This is a genomic window from Rickettsia endosymbiont of Seladonia tumulorum (assembly GCF_964030815.1).
Lineage (GTDB): Bacteria > Pseudomonadota > Alphaproteobacteria > Rickettsiales > Rickettsiaceae > Rickettsia.
The window spans coordinates 1352219-1375083 of the sequence record NZ_OZ034963.1 but is presented as its reverse complement, the minus strand read 5'-3'; the positions used below and the strand labels follow the sequence as shown (position 1 = coordinate 1375083).

Sequence of the window (22865 nt, the reverse complement as noted above, 5' to 3'; positions counted from 1 at the left end):
GGAAATTATTTTCTACCTAGATTTTTCATTTCTAAAATATCTTCTTCATTACCCAAAGGAGCTCGTTTTTTAAGTTCAATAAATTTGTGTAATGCATCAGTAGATATAACCACTTTCATATCCTCGGGCAAATCGCAAGAGAATTCCATAACTTCATTACTGGTTGGATGAGTAAAGCTTAAATACCAAGAGTGCAAAGCTTGGCGTTTGAAGTCTAGTAACTTTGCCTTTAGTTCAGGTGGAGCATGGTTAATTTTTCGGTCGTTATTGCCGTATGTTTGATCACCAACCACTGAATGCTTTAAATGGCTTAGCTGCACTCTAATCTGATGAGTTCTGCCGGTAGCAAGCTTACATTCTACCATACTAATGCTACCTCCATAAAATAGCTCTAGAGTTTTGTAGTAAGTTACGGCTTCTTTCCCACCATACTTCAATATCGTCATTTTTTGCCGATTGCTTCGACTGCGACCTATATTATTTTTAATCGTTCCCTCTAACGGATTAATTACTCCCCAAACTAAAGCCTTATATTTCCGTACGACCTGCCTTTGTTCAATCTGATTGGCAAGCAACATATGTGCTTTATTATTTTTAGCAACTACCATCAAGCCCGTCGTGTCCTTATCTAAACGATGCACTATTCCAGGTCTTTCTGATGAACCGATATCGGATAGGTTTTTTGTATGGTGGAGTAGGGCATTAACAAGCGTATCATCATGATGTCCTGCCCCTGGGTGGACAGTCATACCGGCAGCTTTGTTGATAACTATTAAATCTTCATCTTCATAAACTATATCAAGTTTTATGTCAGCTGCTTCTATTGTTAACTCTTCTGGTTCTTTGAAAGAGAATAATATAATATCATTCTCCTTGACCAAAATATCAGAATCGAGAATAATCACATTGTTAATTTGTACACAAGAACTTTTAATTGCTTTTTGAATCTGGTTGCGTGAGACATTTTCAAGAAGCTGAGATAAAGCTTTATCAAGCCTTAAGCCGCTTAGTTCAGTAGGTACAGAATATTCTAACATATTTAATTTATTTAATGAATAATACATTTAAATGGCTAAATGCAATTGGGGTTGAATATTATTGCTCAGAGCATCCGCCAAAATTAAAAGTAAGTGATAATATCAAACCGGTCGAAAAGCCACAAGCAAAACCTACGCCTCAAAAAGAAATCGGGTTTAATATGAACGATAAAACACATGATAATATAAGCCTTGCAAGATCACTTGCCGATAAAGCAAATAATATAGCAGAACTAAAAGAATATCTACTAAATTTTAATGGCTGTGAGCTGAAGAAGTTAGCGACTAATACTGTATTTGGTGATGGTAATCCGGCAGCTAAGATCATGTTAATAGGTGAAGCTCCTGGCAGTAATGAGGATTTAAAAGGTATACCATTTTGTGGTGAGAGCGGTAATTTACTTGATAACATGCTGCGTGCAATCGGGATTTCACGAAAAGATAATGCTTATATTACCAATACAGTGTTTTGGCGTCCTCCTGCTAATAGACAGCCGACTTTAGAGGAAGTAGATATTTGTAGACCTTTTGTTGAGAAACATATTGCTTTAGTTAACCCAAAACTCATTATTTTAGTTGGTAGCACTGCTGCAACTAGTCTACTTGGGAAAAATGCCGGTATTACTAAAATTAGACAAGAATATTATTTTTACACCAATAAATATCTAACCGCTCCTATCCAGACTACGGCAATTTTCCACCCCGCCTATTTACTCCGCCAACCTAGCCAAAAACGCACCTCTTGGTATGATTTGCTAAAGATCAAAGATTATCTTGAAAGTAAGAATTTGGTAACTGGTTAATTTTAGTTGCTTTATACTAATTGGTGTGTATATTCAACTTTTGATTATAGATGTGTCATCTAGTTGCTTGACCACGGGAGGCATTGCCCGCGTGGATGCCAAGTCGTCATTGCGAGGAGCGAAGCGACATGGCAATCTCAGGAAATAATGATGAGATTGCTTCGTCAAAACTTACAGTTTTTCCTCGCAATGACGAGAAAATGATCCACGCAGGCAATGCCACCACGGGGTGACAATAATAACAATAATAGTGTTAATATGACAAAAAACGATTTTATAAGTTATAAAGGTTATTTTGGGTCAGTGCATTTTAATGCTTCGGAAGAAATATTTTTTGGTAAAATAGAATTTATAAGAGATTTAGTAAGTTACGAAGCCTCAGATGCTAAAACTTTAATAAAATCATTTTATGAAGCCGTGGATAGTTATCTAGAAGATTGTAATATATTAGGTAAAGCTCCGGATAAACCTTTCAAAGGCAGTTTTAATGTTAGAATTGATCCTGAGTTACATAAAGAAGTAAGTTTATATGCTATGCAACATGGTGATAGTTTAAACGGAATAGTTAAAAAAGCTTTAAACGAATATATTAAGTGCCTAACTGCTTGCTTTATGACACTTCTAAGAAAAGTATAGATACGGTAATCTTAGGAAGTATTATAAGACTTCTGAGATTGCTTCGTCGCTATGCTCCTCGCAATGACGATCCTTAATACACACAACAAAGTAATGCTTGAATCCCATAAAGATAAAAATAATTTCTCATTTTCTTAAAGTAGGTTTATACTTCTAGTATACAAAAATATATTGAGGTATGGATATATGACCAGTGAAAACACTAATTCCGAATTTGCTGAATTAAAGATTAGAGATAAAATATTCAAATTACCCATACTGAAAGCAAGTATTGGGCAGGATGTAATTGATATTAGTAAAGTATATTCTGAAGCGGATTGCTTTACTTACGATCCGGGTTTTATGTCTACTGCTTCGTGTAGATCAACTATAACTTATATAGATGGTGATCAAGGGATTTTGCAGCATCGTGGTTATGATATAAAAGATTTAGCCGAAAAAAGCGATTTTTTAGAGGTGGCATATTTATTGATTTATGGGGAATTACCAAATAGTAAGCAGTATAATGATTTTACTAAAAAGGTTGCTCATCATGCGTTAGTTAATGAAAGATTACATTATTTATTCCAAACGTTTTGTAGCTCTTCGCATCCTATGGCTATTATGCTTGCGGCGGTTGGTTCTCTTTCGGCATTTTATCCTGATTTGCTGAATTTTTTTAAAGAAGCAGATTATGAACTTACAGCTATTAGAATGATAGCTAAAATACCAACTATTGTTGCAATGTCTTATAAATACTCTATAGGTCAGCCTTTTGTTTATCCCGATAATTCTTTAGATTTTACTGAAAATTTCTTGCATATGATGTTTGCCACACCTTGTGAAAAATATAAAGTAAATCCAGTAATAAAAAATGCCTTAAACAAGATATTTATTTTACATGCTGATCATGAGCAAAATGCTTCTACTTCAACAGTTAGAATTGCCGGCTCATCGGGAGCTAACCCTTTTGCTTGCGTCAGTACTGGTATTGCATCGCTTTGGGGACCTGCTCATGGCGGGGCTAATGAAGCAGTGATAAATATGCTGAAAGAAATAGGCAGTGTAGAGAATATACCCAAATATATAGCGAAGGCTAAAGATAAAAATGATAATTTTAGGCTAATGGGCTTTGGTCATCGTGTATATAAAAACTATGATCCGCGTGCTGCAGTGCTTAAAGAGACCTGCAAGGAGGTGTTAAAAGAATTAGGGCAGCTAGATAACAACCCATTACTACAAATAGCTATAGAGCTTGAAGCTATCGCTCTTAAAGATGAGTATTTTATTGAGAGAAAATTATATCCAAACGTTGATTTTTATTCGGGTATTATTTATAAAGCGATGGGTATACCCCCGCAGATGTTCACAGTGCTTTTTGCCACAGCAAGAACAGTAGGCTGGATGGCACAATGGAAAGAGATGCACGAAGACCCTGAGCAGAAAATCAGCAGACCAAGGCAGCTTTATACTGGTCAAGTTCATAGAGAATATAAGACTATTAAAGAGAGATAAATTTTGGTATAATGCGTTTTTAAACAGCGTATAGTCATTGCGAGCGAGCATCGCTTGCGTGGCAATCTTGTCCAACATCCTGAGATTGCTTCGTCGAATTACTTTGTAATTCTCCTCGCAATGACGTTGGAAACAAAAAAATAAGAGCATATGAATTTTATTGATGAAGTTAAGATATATATAAAAGGTGGGAATGGTGGCAATGGTTGCGTTAGTTTCCACCGTGAAAAATTTATTGACCGAGGTGGTCCTGATGGTGGTGACGGCGGACGTGGCGGTAGTATTATTTTTAGAAGCAATCACCATCTTAATACGCTAGTAAATTATAGATATAAGCAGCATTTTATTGCAGATAGTGGTGAAAATGGTAAAGGCTCAAATAAAAGCGGTAAATCGGGTAAATCTTTAACTCTTGATGTGCCGATCGGTACACAAATTTTTGCAGAAGATAGCGATATATTGCTGCATGATTTTACCGAAGATGATCAGACTTTTGAAATAATTAAAGGCGGAAATGGCGGTCTTGGTAATAGCCATTTCAAAACATCAGTCAATCAAGCACCAAGACATAGAACAGAGGGCGAAATTGCTGAAGAAATGTGGGTTCAGCTAAGCCTAAAGCTGCTTTCCGATGTTGGGCTTGTGGGTTTGCCTAATGCCGGTAAATCTACCTTTTTATCAGTAGTATCGGCAGCTAAACCTAAAATTGCCGATTATCCTTTCACTACTTTAGTGCCGAATCTTGGAGTAGTATATATTGATGATGAAGAGTTTGTTATAGCCGATATTCCAGGCTTAATAGAGGGAGCTAGTCAAGGTCATGGCTTGGGCGATAAATTCCTAAAGCATATTGAAAGATGTAACGTGCTGATTCATTTAATAGATGGCAGTAGCGAAGACGTTGTTGCTGATTATAATATAGTACGCACAGAACTTGAATCTTATTCAGATTATTTAAAAGATAAAACCCAAATTATTTGCCTTAATAAAATCGATGTTTTAACTGATGAGGAAATAAAAGAAAAAACAGCTCAGTTGCAAAAAATCACCGGTAAAGAAATTTTCCCTATCTCTACCTATACCAATACTGGTATCACAAAAATAATCAAACTAGCCCTTCAGACTATTAAGGATTAATTGTCATTGTGAGGAGACATTGCCCGCGTGGATCATTCTCCCCCTGTCATCCCGTGATTTATGAACTAGAGCCAGTTAAAAATACTAATAAAATTAGTATTTTTTATTATTTTCTGGATCTAGTTCCCAAGCCACGGGATGACAACAAACTTTCCTCGCAATGACATCCTTTTAATTCTTGTTGTAAATTTACTTATTTATGAAAATTTTTTAAGTAGTGTTAATATTTATTTATTCAACTTACAGATCAAAGATGATTTTATTTGTAATGAAATAAATATCATAGGTAAAATATTATGTGGTGGCTTAATAGTATAGTAGGAAGTCCTAAGCAAGAACATAAAACAGAAATAGAGAAAACAGTAAATAATATAGATGAATTTCCAGAATATTTTAATGATTTATTTAGCAAAGAAAAAAGTAAGGATGCTACAGCTCAGTCCAAGATAGAACATATTAATATTGGAAAAATATTAACCCCTAAATCAGAATCTTATAACCCTCCTGCATACAAAGAAGTTTTTGCTTATCTATTTAATAATTTCCGTAATAAGTTCAATGAAAAATTAGAAAAGCCAGCTGGTGCTATTGAAAAGTTTATTCCTGCTAAATCTTTTGAGTTTAGTTATAATTTTTCAAAAAAAGAAGATAGAGAATTTTTAGCAGATTGTTTAAGAAATGATATAACTATTGAAAAAATATTTTCTGGTATAATGATAAGATAAGGCATTTTTCTTTAGCAGATAATGAAAAAATAACTGCGTTTGGAATCAAAACTTTATTAAATATAAAAGAATATAATAAGGTATTACAAGAATTATTAGTTTATCTTCCAGGTCAATATGAAAATCTCATGGAGTTTCATTATACGGAAAATGCTGCAGATAAAATTGAAATAAAAACTAGTAGCGGCAAGGCGATAAATATTTTTGATAAAGAAGCCATAAATGCTTATTTAAAAAAATTACAAGAAAAAAATTTAGACTATACTATTGAAAATGAAAATTTACGAGTTAATACAACCCGTTCTGCGTTAGAAGAGCAAGTACGTAAGGATGCTGGGATACTTTTTAGGCTTATTACGGAAAGTTATAATGAAATTATCGGGAGAGGGAATTTAGATAAAGTATTGATGTTGTTTGGACTAGAAGAAGTTGGTAAAACAGTAATTGGGTGTCAATTAAGCGATTCTAAAACTGTAGAAAAATTTACAGTAACAGAATTAAATAAATTAAAACCTGTAGATTCTGAACATAATAAAAAGATAAGGCATAGCCAAATCATCGACAATAATCAAAATAACCCAGCTAATCAAAGCAGTCAAAATAATTTAGATAACCCAGCTAACCCAGATAATACAAATAAAGAAGATGATTATAAGCGTGTTAATAATTTTTTAAATAAAGATTTGGCAATAAATATTATGGAATGCTCTGGCATACATGGCGGGGTGATAAATCAAGTACAAGAAATTTTAGACTTATATTCTTATTGGCAAATAATTAAATTGGCAGCAAAAATTAAATTTGGAATAATTATCATAGATAACAGTTCGAAACCAATAATTACTGATACTATAAACGAATTTATCAAGTTTTTTAAAAATGAAACTAATGTATTAACTAAAGAAGTTCAAGAAAATCTCAATGATGCATTATTTTATATAGTAAATTTTGCAACTGATTGTGGAACAATAGAAAAAAAAGATAAGAAAGTTATAGAAATAAAAAAATATTTAGAAAACCTTATTAAGTACTCAAAAGATGCAGAGAAACTTGTAATATCCCAGTTAATTAAGTCTGTTCATTTATTCAAAAAAGCAACCTCTGAAGAACCATTTTCCGAATCACTGAATCTTAAGGATTTATTAGGAACAGATAAATGGTGGGGATTAAAAGAAGTATATATAAGTCCTATTTCGTATAAAAAAAGTGTAATAGAGTTACCAGAAGTTTTAGCTGAAATGATCAACTACAATATTGGGGTAGTAGGTAAAATTATCATAAAGTTTTTTAAAGCTAATAAAGAATTTATAGAGAATCCTATTTATTCGTTTTTCAGGCTTAATCTACAGCAAGAATTAGCTTCAGAAATGTTTTCCAAGCATTATGATTTGTTAAAAAGCTATCTACCAAAAACAATATTACCAGAAGCAATAAGCCCTATAGAAGTAGTTAATAAAAAAACTTTTTCAGCATTACAAGAAATAAAAGAATTGAAAGATGTTTATACTAACAACATTAATGAGCATTTTAAAATGATTTCTGCATTTCTGGAAATTATAAGGAAGTTTTATAATGTAAAAGGAACTACTAATGAAGAACAAAATCTTTTTCAAGAAAAATTAGGAAATTATGTATATTTTATAAAGCAGCAATTGGAAGCTCTATCATTCTGCAAAAAACTCTTCCCTCACTCCGCAATATTTGAACCACTTAAAAAAGTGGTTGATATTGCAGGAAAAATTTTAATTGAGGAAGATTTACTAAGTAAGGCTATCATAGATATAAAATTAGAACCTTATAAAGCTACTAATAGCACAGAAAATAATCAACAGCAATTTGATTATTATGAAGAAGTGCTAAGTTGGCTTAATGATTTTAGTGCAGGCAAATTTTCAAAAACAGAACAATATAGTGCTAATTTTACTGCTAATGAAATGAAAGCTAAATCGCATTATTTTTTAGGTATGTTATATGAAAATAATATTGGTCTTGCGGGCAGTATTAAGGTTGATGATAAATATTTAGGCATATCATATAAAAATAATAATTGGCTTGCTGCAAACGAGAAAAAGCTATATTCGCTTTTAGCAGTTAGAGAATATATCGAAGCTTTAAAAATAGAACTAAAAGAATATTGTGAAAATACAAAAGCTGAAAAAGATTATAGTTTTATGTATGGTTCTGGGGAGTGTAAAACTACTTTTTCTGTTATTTGTTCAAAGATAGGTAATTTACTTTTAAACTTAGGTAAATCTTACGATAGCACAAATCAAAGCGAGCACTCCATCCCTTTAATTTTGGAAGCCATAAAATATTTTATGATAAGCGTAAATGTGCGTTATATTGAAGAATGCGATAAAATTCTTACAGGAATTTTCAATAAACAACCAAGAGATATAAAAGATGATTTTCAAAAACAATTATGCAAATTTTTAGGAGAATATTTATTAAAATTAGGTTTATTCAGAAAAGCAGAGTATAAATTTCAAGAAGCCCAGGGGCTTACTAACGATAGTAAAGAGCAAATAGAACTAGAAGTAAAAATTAATGAAATTAGAGGAATGGGGTCAAATCTTTCTTTCCTGAAAGCTAAACGTGAGAAAGGTGAGTTCGAAGATCTTAGTATATTTAAAGAGAAAACCTTAGGAAAGTTATTTTTGGTAGGAACTAAGAAGTTGCTTAATAATACTACTAAGATACCTCAAGAAACGCAATATAAAGATCTGTATGATGAAATTGATCCACCACAACCACAAGCAGTGATTCAGCCAGAGCCACAACCGCAGCAGTCACAAGCACCAGAGCCATCAGCACCAAATCCACCAGGAAATGAGAATGTACCACCACTTAATCCAAACGAAGTTGTAGCTTTAGGAGATAATAACGAAATACAGAGTCACATAGCTTGAAAAACACCCTTTGTGTCATGCCGTGGGAACCTTGTTGCGTGGATCAGTTTTCCAGTTGTCATCTAGCTCACTTGTAGCGGAATCCAGTTAAAAATACTAATAAAATTAGTATTTTTTATTATTTTTTGGATGCCGTGGTCAAGCAACTAGATGACATTGAAAGTGCTTTTCGATCCACGCGGGCAATGTCCCCCGTGGCTTGGGAACTAGGTCCAGCTAAAAAATACTAATAATATATTTTAGCTATATTCTTTTACGTATAAATAAATATAACCCTATTGATAAAATAAAGAATATATTCAAGTAGCAAGCAGTAATAAAAGCTAAATTTTTTGAAGCAAAGTTTTGTAATGTAAAGTGAGCAGAAGTAGCTATTAATACTGATAAAGCAGCAAATAATATCGGCATGAAAGTTGTTTTTTTGCTGTAGGGATATTTTAAGAAAACTGCCAATGCTAAAAATGGTAATACAAAATTATATAAAGACCAGATGATTCGTTGGTGGGTTTCGGCAATTAATTTAATTTTTTTCATGGGATTTAAATCAACAGGAGGTTCAAGCAATTCTTCAATATAATATTCGTTTGCTTCCTTATTATGTGTTGTTCTTTGTGATATTAACGGATTATCATTTTGCAGCTTTATCATCAATGAATCAAAAGTTAGCTGCGTTATATTCCCATTTATGTCATATTCTTGCCTACTACCCTTACTAAGCTCAAAAATAGGATCATTCTCATACATATCAAGTATTCCGGAATTTGCAAATACTACAGATGGGTTATCAGCATTGCGGTTATCAAATATGATTACGCCTTTCATAACATTCCCTGCAGATTTTTTATCTATATAAACAGTAATATCTTTCGTTATTTTGTTAAAAGTTTTTTCCTCAATCATACTTGATATGTAGTTATTCTTTATAAAGCTTAAACGTGATTTTAAATTTATATGAGATAAAGGCATGACTGTAGAAGATATGTAGTAAGCAAGTAATGCGACTATCAATGCAACATATAAAGCAGGTAAGGCTAATTGTAGGTTACCTACTCCCGAAGTTTGTAATATAATTAATTGCCTCTCAATTTTTAGGTTATTATAAATATAAATTATTGTAATAACTGTTATGATGGGTAACAGAATAAATAGTAAGGTAGGCAGTACTAAAATTATTAAACTCAAGAAATCCATAACTTTTATACCTTTGTCAAATAAATATAAAAGCTTTAATACTTGAGTAATCCATACCAAGCTAGTCATTGAAAAAGTAATGACTATAAGCAGAGGTAGGATATTTTTTATAAAATATTTTCGATATAGTAACATATATACTTATTTTATTTGAAAATTGGTTGTGGTGTTATCCCCTGGTTTTTATGTCATTCCCGCATAGGCATAGTAGTGTCCGGAAAAAAATAAACGTTGTTATTATTAGGTTTTTTCGTCATTGCGAGGAAATTACGAAGTAATTGACGAAGCAATCCAGTAAAAAATGCTAACTTTATAACATTTTTTATTATTTTTTTCTGGATTGTCACGCTCCTTGCAGTCGCGTAGCTCAGACGATTTGGTATCCACGCAACAATACCTTGCGAGAAGCGTAGCGACGTAGCAATCTTATAAAGAAAAACTCCTGAGATTGCTTCGTCAAAACTTACAGTTTTTCCTCGCAATGACGAAGAATAAACCTGCCCACCCACTTTATTACATTATTTTTAAAAATTCGGTAAATTAGCTTACCAATTAATATTGTTATAAGCCCGGTGATAATACCATAAATTATATCGCTTGGATAGTGCATAGCAAGACTAATGCGAGATAGAGACACTAATATAATAACACAAATCATTAATATTTTAACTGGTAATTTTACATAATTCCAAATAAAATACGTTAATAAAACGCTAAGTGCTGCGTGACTACTTGGAAAACTCGATAAGCATCTTTCACTTGCAGTATTTAATATAGTGATAAAACTTCCCTCAGGTAGGCTACAATAAGGGCGTGGTAAATTAACAGTAAATTTAAGAGCAGTAAAGACCAAACCAAATACGCCATATACTATCCCGATTTCAACTAATTTATTATAATTATGCCAAAATTTATTTTGTCGCTCATTATCGTTTTTGATTTTCTTTAGTTGAATATAAAGATATATACAGTATAAAATATATATAATAGCAAAATTAGCGATATTAAAACAAAAAGAAAATATTCTTAAAAAATAGGCAAACAGCCCGATATTAGTAATTTTATTTAAGAATAAAAATATTTCTTGGTTTAAACCGCAAAAATTATAAAAAATTTCAAACATTATTTTATTAGTTTATGTTACAGGTGACAATACTGGGCTGCGGAGCATCTATAGGCGTACCGGTTATCGGATGCAGTTGCTCTGTATGTTTATCAGATTCAAAGTACAATAAAAGAACTAGATCAGCAATATATATCAACGATGAAAATAGTCAAATATTAGTTGATTTTGGCTTTGATATCAAAAATCAGTTAGTAAGAGAAAAGATAAATAAACTTGATTGTGCAGTATTAACGCATTATCATTCCGATCATGTTAACGGAATTGATGATTTACGAATATTTTCTTTTATGGAAAAAAAGGCATTAGAAATCTATACAGACGAGAATACAGCAGCAAATTTACATAAAAGTTTCGACTATTTATTTGGTTATAATTCATTTATGCAAGGTCCAGTTCTTGAAACTAAAAATATTGGTTTTTTTGATAAAATTAAGATTAACACAATTGAAATACAATTTTTTAGGCAAAATCATGGTCCTATCGATAGTTTAGGTTTATGGATAGGTGATTTTGTTTATTCGCCTGATGTTATTAATTTTCCGCCTGAGTCAGAGAAATTTTTGCAGAATATAAAAATATGGATTTTAGATTGTATGGATTATACTTCAAATAAAAACCATGCAGGGCTTGATAAAGTGTTAGAGTGGCGAGAGAAATATAAACCAGAGCAAATATTATTGACAAATATGCGTCATACTATAGATTATCACGAAATTATAAAAATACTTCCAGATAATGTTAAACCGCTTTATGACGGTTATAAGTTTAATATATGATTATTTTAGAAAAAGTTTGTAAGCGTTACGGCAAAAATTACGGCATTAAAAATATAGATTTAAGTTTTACTGCTAAAGAAACCACTGTAATAATTGGTCCGTCAGGAGGTGGTAAGACTACTTTACTACGTGTTTTAAATAATTTAGAAGAACCGACTAGTGGAACTTTGCTTGTAGACGGCAAAAAACTGCTGTCAAAAGATAGAAGAAAATTGCGGCTAAAGGTCGGGATGGTTTTTCAGAATTTTAACCTCTTTCCGCATTTAAGCGTAGGTGATAATCTGATTTATACACCGGTAAATGTTTTAAAAATTCCAAAAGATGAAGCTATATTAAAAGCAAAAGAACTACTTGAGAAATTTAGACTAAGTCAGAAATTTGACTCATATCCGGCAAATTTGTCCGGCGGGCAGAAGCAGCGTATTGCAATAGCAAGGGCTTTAATGATGAAGCCAGAAATTTTATTGTTCGATGAGCCAACATCGGCATTAGATCCTGAAAATATTAAGGATGTGATCGAGAATATTAATTTACTAAAAGAGCAAATGAGTATGGTGGTAGTAACCCATCACTTAAAATTTGCAAAACTGATAGCTGATCGTATTATTTTTATGGATCAAGGACAGATTTTAGCAAATCAGCCGGCACAAGAGTTTTTTAGCAAACCAGCTTCTCATAGGGCTAGGTTGTTTTTAGAGAATATCGGAGATTTTCTATAAAGAAGTGCATTTCTGCACCTCCTTATAGAAAAGAACAAATTAAAAAGTATCAAAAATAAAAGGCGGCTTCCACTTTTGATATTAATTGTTATACTTTCAATATGGACAGAAAATACATAAAACTTATATTTATAATTTGCAGTACTATATTTGTAACCGGCTTAGTATATAAATATATCAATCAGCACTATCCAAAGTTTTTCAAAGAGCCGCAAAATATCGGAAGTTTTTGTGCCTCATTACTAATATTATTTAGCATAATTTATAGCACTATAAGTCAAAATGAAATACGTAAATTTTGCTTGCAATTAGCAGCTTGGGCAGCAATTTTTTTAGTTATAATCATCGGCTATGCTTTTAGATTTGAACTAAATTATGCTTACCAAAGGGTAGCATCGGTGTTGATTCCATCATATAATTGGTCTACGGAAGCTGGCGAAATAATCATAGCTCGTAGCGGAGATGGACATTTTTATATTGATGCTGTTGTGAATAATGTTAAGATAAGCTTCATGATTGATACAGGGGCAAGTGATGTAGCTTTAACCAAAGAAGATGCTCAAAAATTAGGGTTTGATCTAACTCAGTTAAAATATACTAGAACCTATCTAACTGCTAATGGTGAGAATAAAGCCGCTCCTATAAAATTAGATAGTGTAATAATTAGGAAAAGAATTTAAGGATGTTAGTGGACATATCGGACTTGGTGATCTTGATGTTTCTCTTCTTGGTATGTCAGTACTTGAACGCTTTAAAGGTTTTAGAATTGATAAGGATCTACTAATTTTGAATTACTAGAATAAAGCTTATTTAAAGCCTATAATCCTCAAACTAATGGAATATGTGAACGATCCCACACCTTATAAGAATTACAAATTGATAGAGATAATTGACATTGAACATGAGAATATTAGTAACTGGAGCTAACGGTTTTATTGGATCATATATTACTGCTGCATTGTTAAAAAGTAATTATAAAGTAGTATGTGCCGTTAGAGATATTGAATCTACTAGAAAAAAATTCCCTACTGCAGAAATTATACATTGTGATTTTAATACAGATATTAGCTCCCAAGATTGGATAAATAAATTAGAGAAAATAGATATAGTAATTAATGTCTCAGGTGTGTTAACGTCTAGTCGTGCTAATAATATTGAAAATGTTCATATCAACGGTCCAAAAGCTCTATTTAAGGCGTGTACTCTTACTAACGTAAAAAGAATTATTCATATTTCAGCTCTTGGAATAGATGATGAAGAAAACACTGCTTATGCTTTAACTAAAAAAGCAATAGAAAGGTATTTACAAAAATTAGAAAATATAGATTGGGTAATTTTACAACCTTCTCTCATTTATGCGAGCGGTTGCTATGGCGGTACATCATTATTTAGGGTTTTAGCAGCATTACCGTATTTTATTCCTCTGATAGGTGACGGTTTACAACAATTTCAACCTATCCATATTGAAGATCTAGCGAAAGTAATCATTCATTGCGTAGAAAGAAAAGGAAAAATTTGTAGATTATTAAAAATAGTTGGACCTGATATAGTTACTATGAAAGACATCTTAATTGGATTTAGAAGATGGCTTGGAGTAGAACCTACAAGACTAATAAAAATTCCTTTAATATTCATTAAAATAGCCTCTAAATTAGGGGGTTTTTTCAAAATAGGACCTATTAATTCTACAGCGTATAATATGTTGCTTCAACCTAATATTGCTAATAAAAAAGATTTTATTGATTTTACTTCTATAATTCCTAGAAACTTGCAGCAAGGTCTTACAACAGAACCTTTAACCGTACAATCTATATGGCATGCTAGGCTTTATTTTCTAAAACCTATAATAAAAATTGCCTTAGGGTTATTTTGGATAATGACAGGAATTATTTCAAGTATTTTTGCTTATGATGCTAGCAAGCAAATTATAATATCACTGGGTTTTAATAAGCAAATAGCACCTTACATATTATATGGAAGCTGCTTTATGGATATTATTCTGGGAATTTTACTAATTATCAAGAATAAAATAAGCAGTATATGTAGTTTACAAATTTTACTAATATTATCTTATACTTCACTATTAACTTATCTTAAGCCAATATTATGGTTGGATCCTCTAGGTCCAATACTAAAAAATATTCCGATAATATTACTTACTTTAGTAATAATGGCTATAGAAAGAGATAAATAATGGCATATCTTTTTATAAAAACTATTCATATTATTAGCTCTACTATTTTATTTGGTACTGGCATTGGCACTGCTTTTTTTATGTGGTGGGCAAATAAAACTGGTGATTTGTACGCAAAAGCATATGCAGCTCGGACTACAGTTATTGCTGATTTTCTTTTTACTACTCCAACTGTGATAATTCAACCAGTTAGTGGCATAATATTAGTAAATATGCTTGGTCATAATTATTCGGAATTATGGCTTTTCTTAACTTATATAGGATATTTAATCGCCGGGATTTGTTGGCTTCCAGTTGTATGGATCCAAATTCAACTACGAAATATGGCAGTTGAGGCATTAAAACAGCAAGCTTCTTTACCAGAGAAATATTATAAATTATTTAAATTATGGTTTTACTTAGGATGGTCAGCATTTATTAGTTTGATTGTTATTTTCTTCTTAATGGTGTTTAAACCATTATAATAAAATTAACAATAAGCTTTATCAAAAGTATATTTATCCATTTTGTTATTTTAATCAAAAGCTTTAACATTATTCTTTTGATTCAGTTGAATCTGCTTTTTTTTCTTGCTCTTGTTCCTTTGAACTCTTCATTAAGTCCTTTGCCTTGCCTAATAATGATTCAGGATGGTCTAGTGCCTCTTTCGCTGTATCTAATATTTTTTGCGTTGTATTTATTAGATTTTTTGCCCCTTCTAATAATGATTCTTTCGAATTATTTTCTGATTCAGACATAATATTTCTCCTTTGTTAGTTTGTGTTATGATATTAACGAAATATTTTTTAAATTCTAGGTAGAAATATTAAATAGAGTTGGCAATTATAAAAAAATATTTAAATTGTGTTAAATAAGTGATGTATAATTTATACCTTGAATATAAATTATATAGCTAAACCTAGATAAAATGGTTATACCGTTAATCTGTCATTCCGTGGCTACGACCACGGAATCCAGTGCTTTTAAAGGCTTTTCTGGATCCCGTGATCAAGTCACGGGATGACATACATATCCTTTTTATTCCGCTTCGGCTATACATTCTTAAACTTCTCTATCATGCGAGTAACGGAGCGTTCTAATTCTACACCTAGTTGTGGATAATCAGAAAAACTAAACCACTTTAGTTCATGTGATTCATTGTTTTTTATAAAATTATCATTATCTATTGTTTTTAATAAAAAACGTATATCATAATGATAATGAGAGGGATCTTTAGGCGTTTGGGGGATATAATGAACGTCTATATCAAAAATATTATTACTTACTGCCTCAATCTCATTAATGCCTGATTCTTCTTGTGTTTCTCTAATTGCTTCAGCTAGTATATCATCACTCTCACAATGCCCACCAAGTTGAAGCCATTTATTAAGCTTTTTATGATGCATCAATAGAAACTTAGTTTGATCATGATTGAGTAGGAACGCAGAGGCAGTAAAATGCCCTGCAACGTCATTCAAAAAGCTTGATACAAGCGAATTTTTTGATATTCGCCTTTGCTCACGTACCTTTGTACGCTCCGCAGGCTCATCTTCAAATTCATCTTGTCTGAAGCTTTTTGAATTTAGCTGCATTTTTAAGTCACTTGTAACCAAATTTAAGTGCTTATCCAAAAACTCTAGCATTTTTTCTTTGGAAAGAATTTCTTCGGGGTGGATGCTGTTATAGTTTTGTAATAAAGATTTAAGATGATTTAGCACGTTTTAAACTGTTCTTAAGCGTAATCTTGACTTGCTTTAATGAGCGAGGATTTGCATCCGTTACTTCAATTTCAATATTTTCTGAAACATTTATTTTAGTACCCACCGCTGGAACATTCCCCATTTTTGTCAGCACTAAACCACCTATAGTATCAAACTCATCATCATCATCTTTTAGCTTTTCGCCGATTATCTCTTCAAGCACCTCTACTTCAACACGTGCATTTGAAATAATTGTTGAGTTATTGATGACCTTATAGTTATCATACTCTGATTTCTGATCATGCTCATCATCGATTCGCCCAACTAATGCTTCCATAACATCTTCAATCGTAACTAAGCCATCAGTACCGCCATACTCGTCAATAACTATAGCAATATGGGTTTTCTCACGACGCATTTTTGCAAGCAAATCTAATAGCTTCATAGAGGGAGCAGCGATTATATGCTTACGTATTAGCTTTTTTAAGCGAAAATTTTGTTTCGTAACTAATGCTTTAAATAGATCTTTGATGTGAATAAAACCAACTATATTATCCAAAGTACCATCATATATTAGAGTTCTGGTATGTGGAATTTTTACTTTAATAGATTCGTTTAATTCTTCTATATTTGTAGTAAGTTTTATTGCTGCAATATCAGAGCGTGGTACCATTATATCTTCAATGGTTTTGCCTTTTAATTTTAGCAAATTAGCTAAAATATTACGTTCATCTAAAGTCATTTTCTGACTATTAGTTTTTAAACGTTTTATAACGCTAAAGAAATCATCCGGTACTTTATTTGAAAATAAAGATTTTATCGGTGAGAATAATTTTCGTAAGTGAAAAATTGACTTATTATCGTGATTCTTTTTATTGTCATCTTCTTTTTTTGAAGATTTTAACATAAATTTTTTTATTTAGTTAATAAATAGGGCGAGGATATACCGAAATGTGCTAATATCTCGATTTCTAGATTTTCCATGATCTTTGTTTCTATGTCATTTTGATGATCGAACCCGATTAAGTGTAAAATACTATGTATTAAAAGATGAATAAAGTGATTCTCAAAAGTTTTTTGTTGCTCGTATGATTCATTATATATTACATCATAGCAAAATGCTATATCCCCTAAATTTTCAAGGATAATAGGCTGATTACTAGATACTACCTTGTTACCGCTAAAATGTAAATCTTGCCAATTTAATTCATTAGCAGGAAAAGAAAGAACGTTAGTTGCTTTTTCTATATTACGAAATTGCTTGTTTAAGGTCAATATTTCTTCGTTATTTGTCAGCAAAATCGATAGTTCGAATTGTTTTATTTCACTAAAATTTTCGAATTGCGATAAGGTTTTTTGAGTAATTTTTTTAATCAAAGCCTTATTTATTTGCTTATGCTCACGCCATTTGCTGTAGTTTTTTATAATCTCTACGTTTATCATTATTATATAATTTTTGTCGTCATTGCGAGGAAAATTACAAAGTAATTTGACGAAGCAATCTCAGGAACTTATACTGTTTTATGAGATTGCCACGTCAAGGCTTCGCCTTTCCTCGCAATGACGATGCCTATAATTTTCCTTTAACTTCTCAAAATCCTCGTCAGCATGGTATGAAGAGCGGGTTAGAGGGCTTGCTGAAACCATCAAAAATCCTTTTGTGCGTGCTACTCGCTCTAAATATTTAAACTCTTCAGGAGTAACATATTTTGCCACTTCTGCGTGATTCTTCGTAGGTTGCAAATACTGCCCAATAGTCAGGAAATCAACCTTTGCTTCCCTTAAATCATCCATAACTTGCACTACTTCGCTGATTTCTTCCCCAAGCCCTACCATCATACCGGATTTTGTAAAAACTTCCGGTGATAATTTCTTGATATTATGGAGTAAACTTAGAGAATTATAATATCTAGCTCCTGGTCTAATTGTCTTATATAAAGATGGGACAGTCTCAACATTATGGTTAAAAACATCAGGTTTTGCGTTCGCTATTATTTCAGCTGCTCCATCTTTTCTTAAAAAATCAGGGGTTAAAATCTCGATAGTAGTATTTGGTGAAGACTTACGAATTGCACTAATATACTCAGCAAAATGCGTAGCTCCGCCGTCCTCTAGATCGTCACGATCAACCGAAGTAATTACTACATGTTTAAGACCCAGCTTTTGTACTGCCTCCGCTAGTCTTTGCGGTTCATGCGGATCAAGTAAATCCGGTCTGCCAGTTTTAACGTTACAAAATCTGCAAGCTCTAGTACAAACCGAGCCGAGAATCATCACAGTTGCATGTTTCTTTGACCAGCATTCACCAATATTAGGGCAAGCAGCTTCCTCACATACAGTATTTAACTTGAGATTTTTTATTAAATCTTTTGTATTATAATATTCTGAAGAGTTAGGAGCTTTAACCTTAATCCAATCAGGTCTTTTAGACATCTTTCCAAATTCTACTTCTAGAGGTAATTTGGGCGTCAATCCGGTACTCGCATCCTCACGTACTTCTTTGTACGCTGCGGTGCTACGTTCCGTGTTTCCTGCAAATTCCTCTCTATAAGCGAATTTGGAAAGATGTCTATCTAAATTAGTCATAAAATGGAAATAATTTAATTAATTTTGTTACTTCGCTTAATACTTTCTGCTCGGCTTTGCTATTATCTTCGCTATTCTTTAAGCCATCTAAAATATCAGCTATTAAATGACCAACTAGCACAAAATCTTTTTCCTTAAATCCTCTAGTAGTGCAAGCTGGTGTGCCAAGTCTAATACCTGAAGTAATAAAAGGCGAAGTTTCATCAAAAGGAATAGCATTTTTATTGCAAGTAATACCTGCTCTATCTAAAGAATTAGCAGCAATTTTACCGGTAATGCCGTCTTTTCGTAGATCCACCAGCACAATATGATTATCAGTGCCACCTGTTAATATATCATATCCTCGTTCTTGCAAACTACCAGCTAAAGCCTTAGCATTACTTATAACTTGTTTTATATAGTGTTTATATTCCGGCTGCAAGCTTTCTAAAAATGCTACGGCTTTTGCTGCTATTATATGCATTAATGGACCACCTTGCAAACCCGGGAATAAAGCAGAATTTATTTTTTTGCCGATCTCTTCATCGTTAGACAAAATTAAGCCACCCCTTGGTCCTCTAAGTGTTTTGTGGGTAGTTGAGGTAACAATATGAGCGTGCGGAATAGGGCTTTCATGCTCACCTGCCGCAACTAACCCCGCAATATGAGCGATATCAGCCATAAGATATGCTCCTACTTTATCAGCTATTTCTCTGAATTTAGCAAAATCAAGATTGCGTGGGTAAGCTGAAAAACCAGCTATAAGCAATTTTGGCTTGTGTAGCTCTGCTAATCGCTGAACTTCATCATAATCAATTAAGTAAGTCTCTTTATCGACGCTATAAGAAACTGCATTAAACCACTTACCTGATATATTAGCAGTTGAGCCGTGTGTTAAATGTCCTCCGCTATCTAAAGACATACCAAGCACAGTATCACCAGGCTGCATTAAAGCAAGATATACAGCTTGATTTGCTTGCGAACCGGAATGAGGTTGCACGTTGGCATATTTACAGTTAAATAGCTTTTTTGCTCGCTCTATCGCCAAATTTTCGGCTTTATCTACTTCTTCACAGCCATTATAAAAACGCTTACCTGAATATCCTTCAGCATATTTATTAGTCAGCACTGAGCCTTGAGCTTCAAGCACCGCAGGGCTTACGAAATTCTCAGAGGCAATAAGCTCAATCACACTATTCTGACGAGCTTTCTCGTGCTTAATTATTTCGAAAATTTCTTTATCTATTTCTTGTAACTTGTTATTAAAAATGTTCATTATGCCTCATGTATTTTTTGGTTCTGTTGTTGAGATATATAGTCGTCATTGCGAGGAAAAATTGAAAATTTTGACGAAGCAATCTCATGCCAAAGTCCTGAGATTGCCACGCAGCCTACGGCTGCTCGCAATGACATCCATTTACAAAATTAACGGCAATCTCAATCCCTTTACCATCTATTGAATGGCTAAGTCTTGTTAATTTATGCCCGCTATGAGGTATATGATATTTGGATAAATAGTGCGAGGCGTTATACATTTCATTAACGCTTACTACCTCATCTAGCTCTCCATGAATCAAACATATAGGTGTGGTCTTATTATTAATCTCAGCAGGCGGAATTAATGCACCCGAAAAACCTACAGTACAATAAAACGGGTCTTTTTGAATGAGAGTTAAATATAACCCGATCATAGTACCTTGAGAAAATCCAATAATTATCGTATCTTTATTGGTTAAATTTAGCTCTTCTTGTTTTTGCTTTATGATATCTTCAAGCTTAGAAATATTTTTTACCAGAAGCTTAGATATAATATCAGAGTTACGATCTTGTAAACTAAACCATTGTCTGCCATATGGATCCATATCATAAGGCTCGATGCCATGCGGCGAAATAAAATGACAATCTGGTAAATCGTCTTTAATATATGGTACTAATCCTATTAAATCGTGACCGTCCGAACCGACACCATGTAGCAATACTACTAGCTTTTTTGCTGGTTGTTCTAAACTTGCTATTTCAGGATATTCAAAATTTTTGTTCATGATTCAAACCCGTCATACCGCGACTTGATCGCGGTATGACAATATTATTTCAGCATCTTCTCGAGTTCACCGCTATTATATAGTTCTGTTACGATGTCGCAGCCACCAACTAATTCGCCATTAACATATAATTGTGGGAATGTTGGCCAATCGCTAAAAATTTTTAAAGACTCACGCAATTCAGGGTCTGATAGAACATCAATATCACGAAATTCTGTTCCTAGCTTAGTCAAAATAGCAACTACTTTACCGGAAAACCCACACATAGGAGCTTCCTTAGTGCCTTTCATAAATAATACTACTTTATTATTTTTTATCTCATTTTCTATAAATTTAAAACTTTTATTTTCTAACATTAAAAACCTGATATGTTTAATTTTATTTGTAACATTATACACTATGCAAGCAGAAATAGTTAATAAAATCTTTGAAGTTTTTAGCAAGAATAATAAAAACCCAAAAACTGAGTTAGTTTATAAAAACGATTTTACCCTATTAGTAGCGGTAATATTATCAGCTCAAGCTACTGATGTGTCAGTGAATTTAGCGACTAAATCGCTGTTTGAAACTTATGATACACCAGAAAAAATTTTAGGGCTTGGTGAAGAGGGCTTAAAAAAATATATAAAATCTATTGGGCTATTTAATAGTAAAGCAAAAAATATCATCGCTTTATGTCAAATATTGATAAGCAATTATGATAGCAAAGTGCCAAATAATTTTGAAGAGTTAGTTAAACTGCCTGGTGTTGGAAGAAAAACTGCAAATGTTGTACTTAATTGTTTATTTGGCTTACCGACAATGGCAGTTGATACGCATGTATTTAGAGTAGCAAAAAGAATAGGGCTTGCTAAAGGTAACACTCCTGAAGCAGTTGAAAAGGAGCTACTGCAAATTATCGATGCAAAATGGCTAAGCCATGCTCATCACTGGCTAATTCTGCACGGCAGATATATTTGCAAGGCAAGAAAGCCCGACTGTGAAATCTGCCCTATCAAAAAATATTGTGAGTATTATAGATTAGCTGCTAAAATAATTTAGCAATTTGGGACATAGATAAAAACAGTTTATCAGGATTATCTAAAAATTCATTAAATCCATATTTTTTATAAAAGTTCCGTGCCTCTATATTTTTTGCTTCAACAATAACAGCAAAAGCTGCAATACCTGATTTGTAAGACTTATAAAGAGCATTCATTAAAAGTAACTTACCAATTTTGTTCTTTTGATATTTTAAATCAATAGCAAGTCTACCTATTAATATAGCAGGCAAATATGGGTAACAAGGTAACTTTTTTTTATAATCTTTTGATATTTCTTATACATCAATTCTGTTAGAAGATAGAGTATAATAACCTATTACTTCTTTTTGATCTTCTGTGCTACAAATATATACCGAAGTTAAATATCTTTTTAAATCTTGAGAAGCATATTTTCTTAAATAATCATTTAGTATATTTTCCCCACAATCAAAATTTTTATTAAAAGAAAATATTTTAAGTTCTGAAAGCAGTATCATTGTAGATTAGGTAATTTTAAGAATTCTTTTGCTGCTTTTTGTAATTCTTCACTTGGAGAAGAGTCGTTTATACAATTTTTAATTAAGTGTATTTTATCTTGTAATGTCAAATCGATTAATGTTTGCTGCTTAAAAGTTGCGTCTGCTTCTTTTTTAGCACTAGCAATGATAAAATTAGTTAAACTAGTACCTTGCATTTTTGCTGCTTTTGAAAATAAATTTTTTAACTCAGGGCTAATTCTAGCTTCTAATCGTGCTGAATGGTTGGTGTTACTATCACTAAATTCTTCTTTTATTTTAGCTTTCATAAATG

Annotated in this window: 27 protein-coding genes and 1 pseudogene; 14 read left to right on the top strand and 14 right to left on the bottom strand. The window is 32.5% G+C overall.

What is annotated here, in order from left to right; all coding sequences use genetic code 11:
* Positions 1-5 precede the first annotated feature (5 nt).
* Complete coding sequence (locus tag AAHF54_RS06880; protein ID WP_341788506.1) at positions 6-1037, bottom strand: RluA family pseudouridine synthase; 1032 nt, start codon at positions 1035-1037, stop codon at positions 6-8.
* Positions 1038-1051: 14 nt separating this feature from the next.
* Between AAHF54_RS06880 and AAHF54_RS06875 the strand changes: the two genes are divergently transcribed.
* From AAHF54_RS06875 to AAHF54_RS06840, 8 genes are all read left to right on the top strand, one after another.
* On the top strand, positions 1052-1840 hold the full coding sequence (locus tag AAHF54_RS06875; RefSeq protein ID WP_342169982.1) for a uracil-DNA glycosylase family protein: 789 nt from the start codon (positions 1052-1054) through the stop codon (positions 1838-1840).
* A gap of 95 nt (positions 1841-1935) precedes the next feature.
* Complete coding sequence (locus AAHF54_RS06870) at positions 1936-2073, top strand: hypothetical protein (protein ID WP_341788504.1); 138 nt, start codon at positions 1936-1938, stop codon at positions 2071-2073.
* Between the two features lie 25 nt (positions 2074-2098).
* Complete coding sequence (locus AAHF54_RS06865) at positions 2099-2476, top strand: type II toxin-antitoxin system HicB family antitoxin (RefSeq protein ID WP_341788503.1); 378 nt, start codon at positions 2099-2101, stop codon at positions 2474-2476.
* A gap of 186 nt (positions 2477-2662) precedes the next feature.
* On the top strand, positions 2663-3970 hold the full coding sequence (locus AAHF54_RS06860; RefSeq protein WP_342169981.1) for a citrate synthase: 1308 nt from the start codon (positions 2663-2665) through the stop codon (positions 3968-3970).
* A 150-nt stretch (positions 3971-4120) separates the two neighbouring features.
* Positions 4121-5107, top strand: a complete 987-nt coding sequence (gene obgE / locus AAHF54_RS06855) for a GTPase ObgE (RefSeq protein ID WP_341794574.1) — start codon at positions 4121-4123, stop codon at positions 5105-5107.
* A 138-nt stretch (positions 5108-5245) separates the two neighbouring features.
* A complete protein-coding gene (locus AAHF54_RS06850) occupies positions 5246-5425 on the top strand; it encodes a hypothetical protein (protein WP_341794575.1) in 180 nt (59 codons plus the stop codon).
* Positions 5404-5832: a hypothetical protein gene (locus AAHF54_RS06845; RefSeq protein WP_342169980.1), complete on the top strand. Its 429-nt coding sequence runs from the start codon at positions 5404-5406 to the stop codon at positions 5830-5832. The genes AAHF54_RS06850 and AAHF54_RS06845 overlap by 22 nt, the downstream gene beginning before the upstream one ends.
* A gap of 128 nt (positions 5833-5960) precedes the next feature.
* Positions 5961-8741, top strand: coding sequence for a hypothetical protein (locus tag AAHF54_RS06840; RefSeq protein ID WP_342169978.1), 2781 nt, complete (start codon positions 5961-5963; stop codon positions 8739-8741).
* 243 nt (positions 8742-8984) lie between these two features.
* On the opposite strand, the gene AAHF54_RS06835 is transcribed toward AAHF54_RS06840, so the two are convergent.
* Both AAHF54_RS06835 and AAHF54_RS06830 read right to left on the bottom strand, forming a co-directional pair.
* A complete protein-coding gene (locus tag AAHF54_RS06835) occupies positions 8985-10067 on the bottom strand; it encodes an LptF/LptG family permease (RefSeq protein WP_342169977.1) in 1083 nt (360 codons plus the stop codon).
* A 328-nt stretch (positions 10068-10395) separates the two neighbouring features.
* Positions 10396-11055, bottom strand: a complete 660-nt coding sequence (locus tag AAHF54_RS06830) for a phosphatase PAP2 family protein (protein WP_342169976.1) — start codon at positions 11053-11055, stop codon at positions 10396-10398.
* Between the two features lie 14 nt (positions 11056-11069).
* Here AAHF54_RS06830 and AAHF54_RS06825 point away from each other — a divergent pair, with 14 nt between their 5' ends.
* From AAHF54_RS06825 to AAHF54_RS06805, 5 genes and pseudogenes are all read left to right on the top strand, one after another.
* The gene (locus AAHF54_RS06825) at positions 11070-11834 is read left to right on the top strand and encodes an MBL fold metallo-hydrolase (protein WP_342169975.1); all 765 of its coding nucleotides are present in this window, start codon (positions 11070-11072) and stop codon (positions 11832-11834) included.
* Positions 11831-12553 (top strand): amino acid ABC transporter ATP-binding protein, encoded by a 723-nt coding sequence (locus tag AAHF54_RS06820; protein ID WP_341788495.1) that lies wholly within the window; start codon positions 11831-11833, stop codon positions 12551-12553. The genes AAHF54_RS06825 and AAHF54_RS06820 overlap by 4 nt, the downstream gene beginning before the upstream one ends.
* Before the next feature lie 101 nt (positions 12554-12654).
* A pseudogene (locus AAHF54_RS06815) lies at positions 12655-13351 on the top strand (TIGR02281 family clan AA aspartic protease).
* Positions 13352-13454: 103 nt separating this feature from the next.
* Positions 13455-14747 (top strand): NAD(P)H-binding protein, encoded by a 1293-nt coding sequence (locus AAHF54_RS06810; protein ID WP_342169974.1) that lies wholly within the window; start codon positions 13455-13457, stop codon positions 14745-14747.
* The gene (locus tag AAHF54_RS06805; protein WP_342169973.1) at positions 14747-15211 is read left to right on the top strand and encodes a DUF2269 domain-containing protein; all 465 of its coding nucleotides are present in this window, start codon (positions 14747-14749) and stop codon (positions 15209-15211) included. The genes AAHF54_RS06810 and AAHF54_RS06805 overlap by 1 nt, the downstream gene beginning before the upstream one ends.
* Positions 15212-15280: 69 nt before the next feature.
* On the opposite strand, the gene AAHF54_RS06800 is transcribed toward AAHF54_RS06805, so the two are convergent.
* From AAHF54_RS06800 to grxD, 8 genes are all read right to left on the bottom strand, one after another.
* A complete protein-coding gene (locus AAHF54_RS06800; RefSeq protein ID WP_341788492.1) occupies positions 15281-15484 on the bottom strand; it encodes a hypothetical protein in 204 nt (67 codons plus the stop codon).
* Positions 15485-15778: 294 nt separating this feature from the next.
* Entirely contained in the window at positions 15779-16444 is a 666-nt protein-coding gene (locus AAHF54_RS06795; protein ID WP_341788491.1) for a palindromic element RPE3 domain-containing protein, read from the bottom strand.
* Positions 16428-17333: a hemolysin C gene (tlyC, locus tag AAHF54_RS06790; RefSeq protein ID WP_341788490.1), complete on the bottom strand. Its 906-nt coding sequence runs from the start codon at positions 17331-17333 to the stop codon at positions 16428-16430. Before tlyC ends, AAHF54_RS06795 begins: the two co-directional genes overlap by 17 nt.
* A gap of 8 nt (positions 17334-17341) precedes the next feature.
* Complete coding sequence (ybeY, locus tag AAHF54_RS06785) at positions 17342-17869, bottom strand: rRNA maturation RNase YbeY (RefSeq protein WP_342169972.1); 528 nt, start codon at positions 17867-17869, stop codon at positions 17342-17344.
* 78 nt (positions 17870-17947) lie between these two features.
* A complete protein-coding gene (gene lipA / locus AAHF54_RS06780; protein ID WP_410525921.1) occupies positions 17948-18859 on the bottom strand; it encodes a lipoyl synthase in 912 nt (303 codons plus the stop codon).
* A 145-nt stretch (positions 18860-19004) separates the two neighbouring features.
* A complete protein-coding gene (gene glyA, locus AAHF54_RS06775) occupies positions 19005-20267 on the bottom strand; it encodes a serine hydroxymethyltransferase (protein ID WP_341788487.1) in 1263 nt (420 codons plus the stop codon).
* 115 nt (positions 20268-20382) lie between these two features.
* Positions 20383-21033: a dienelactone hydrolase family protein gene (locus tag AAHF54_RS06770; RefSeq protein WP_342169971.1), complete on the bottom strand. Its 651-nt coding sequence runs from the start codon at positions 21031-21033 to the stop codon at positions 20383-20385.
* 44 nt (positions 21034-21077) lie between these two features.
* Complete coding sequence (grxD, locus tag AAHF54_RS06765) at positions 21078-21389, bottom strand: Grx4 family monothiol glutaredoxin (RefSeq protein ID WP_341788485.1); 312 nt, start codon at positions 21387-21389, stop codon at positions 21078-21080.
* Positions 21390-21432: 43 nt separating this feature from the next.
* On the opposite strand from grxD, the gene nth reads away from it, so the two are divergent.
* Positions 21433-22074: an endonuclease III gene (gene nth, locus AAHF54_RS06760; RefSeq protein ID WP_341788484.1), complete on the top strand. Its 642-nt coding sequence runs from the start codon at positions 21433-21435 to the stop codon at positions 22072-22074.
* Here the strand turns inward: nth and AAHF54_RS06755 are convergent.
* From AAHF54_RS06755 to AAHF54_RS06745, 3 genes are read right to left on the bottom strand one after another with little or no spacing between them, the layout of a single operon-like run.
* Positions 22061-22306 carry a GNAT family N-acetyltransferase gene (locus AAHF54_RS06755; protein WP_341788483.1) on the bottom strand — a complete coding sequence of 82 codons (246 nt, stop codon included), beginning with the start codon at positions 22304-22306 and terminating at the stop codon, positions 22061-22063. The two genes, nth and AAHF54_RS06755, sit on opposite strands and share 14 nt — an antisense overlap.
* Before the next feature lie 45 nt (positions 22307-22351).
* Entirely contained in the window at positions 22352-22552 is a 201-nt protein-coding gene (locus AAHF54_RS06750) for a hypothetical protein (protein WP_341788482.1), read from the bottom strand.
* The gene (locus tag AAHF54_RS06745; RefSeq protein ID WP_341794606.1) at positions 22549-22860 is read right to left on the bottom strand and encodes a DUF1778 domain-containing protein; all 312 of its coding nucleotides are present in this window, start codon (positions 22858-22860) and stop codon (positions 22549-22551) included. Before AAHF54_RS06745 ends, AAHF54_RS06750 begins: the two co-directional genes overlap by 4 nt.
* Positions 22861-22865 lie beyond the last annotated feature (5 nt).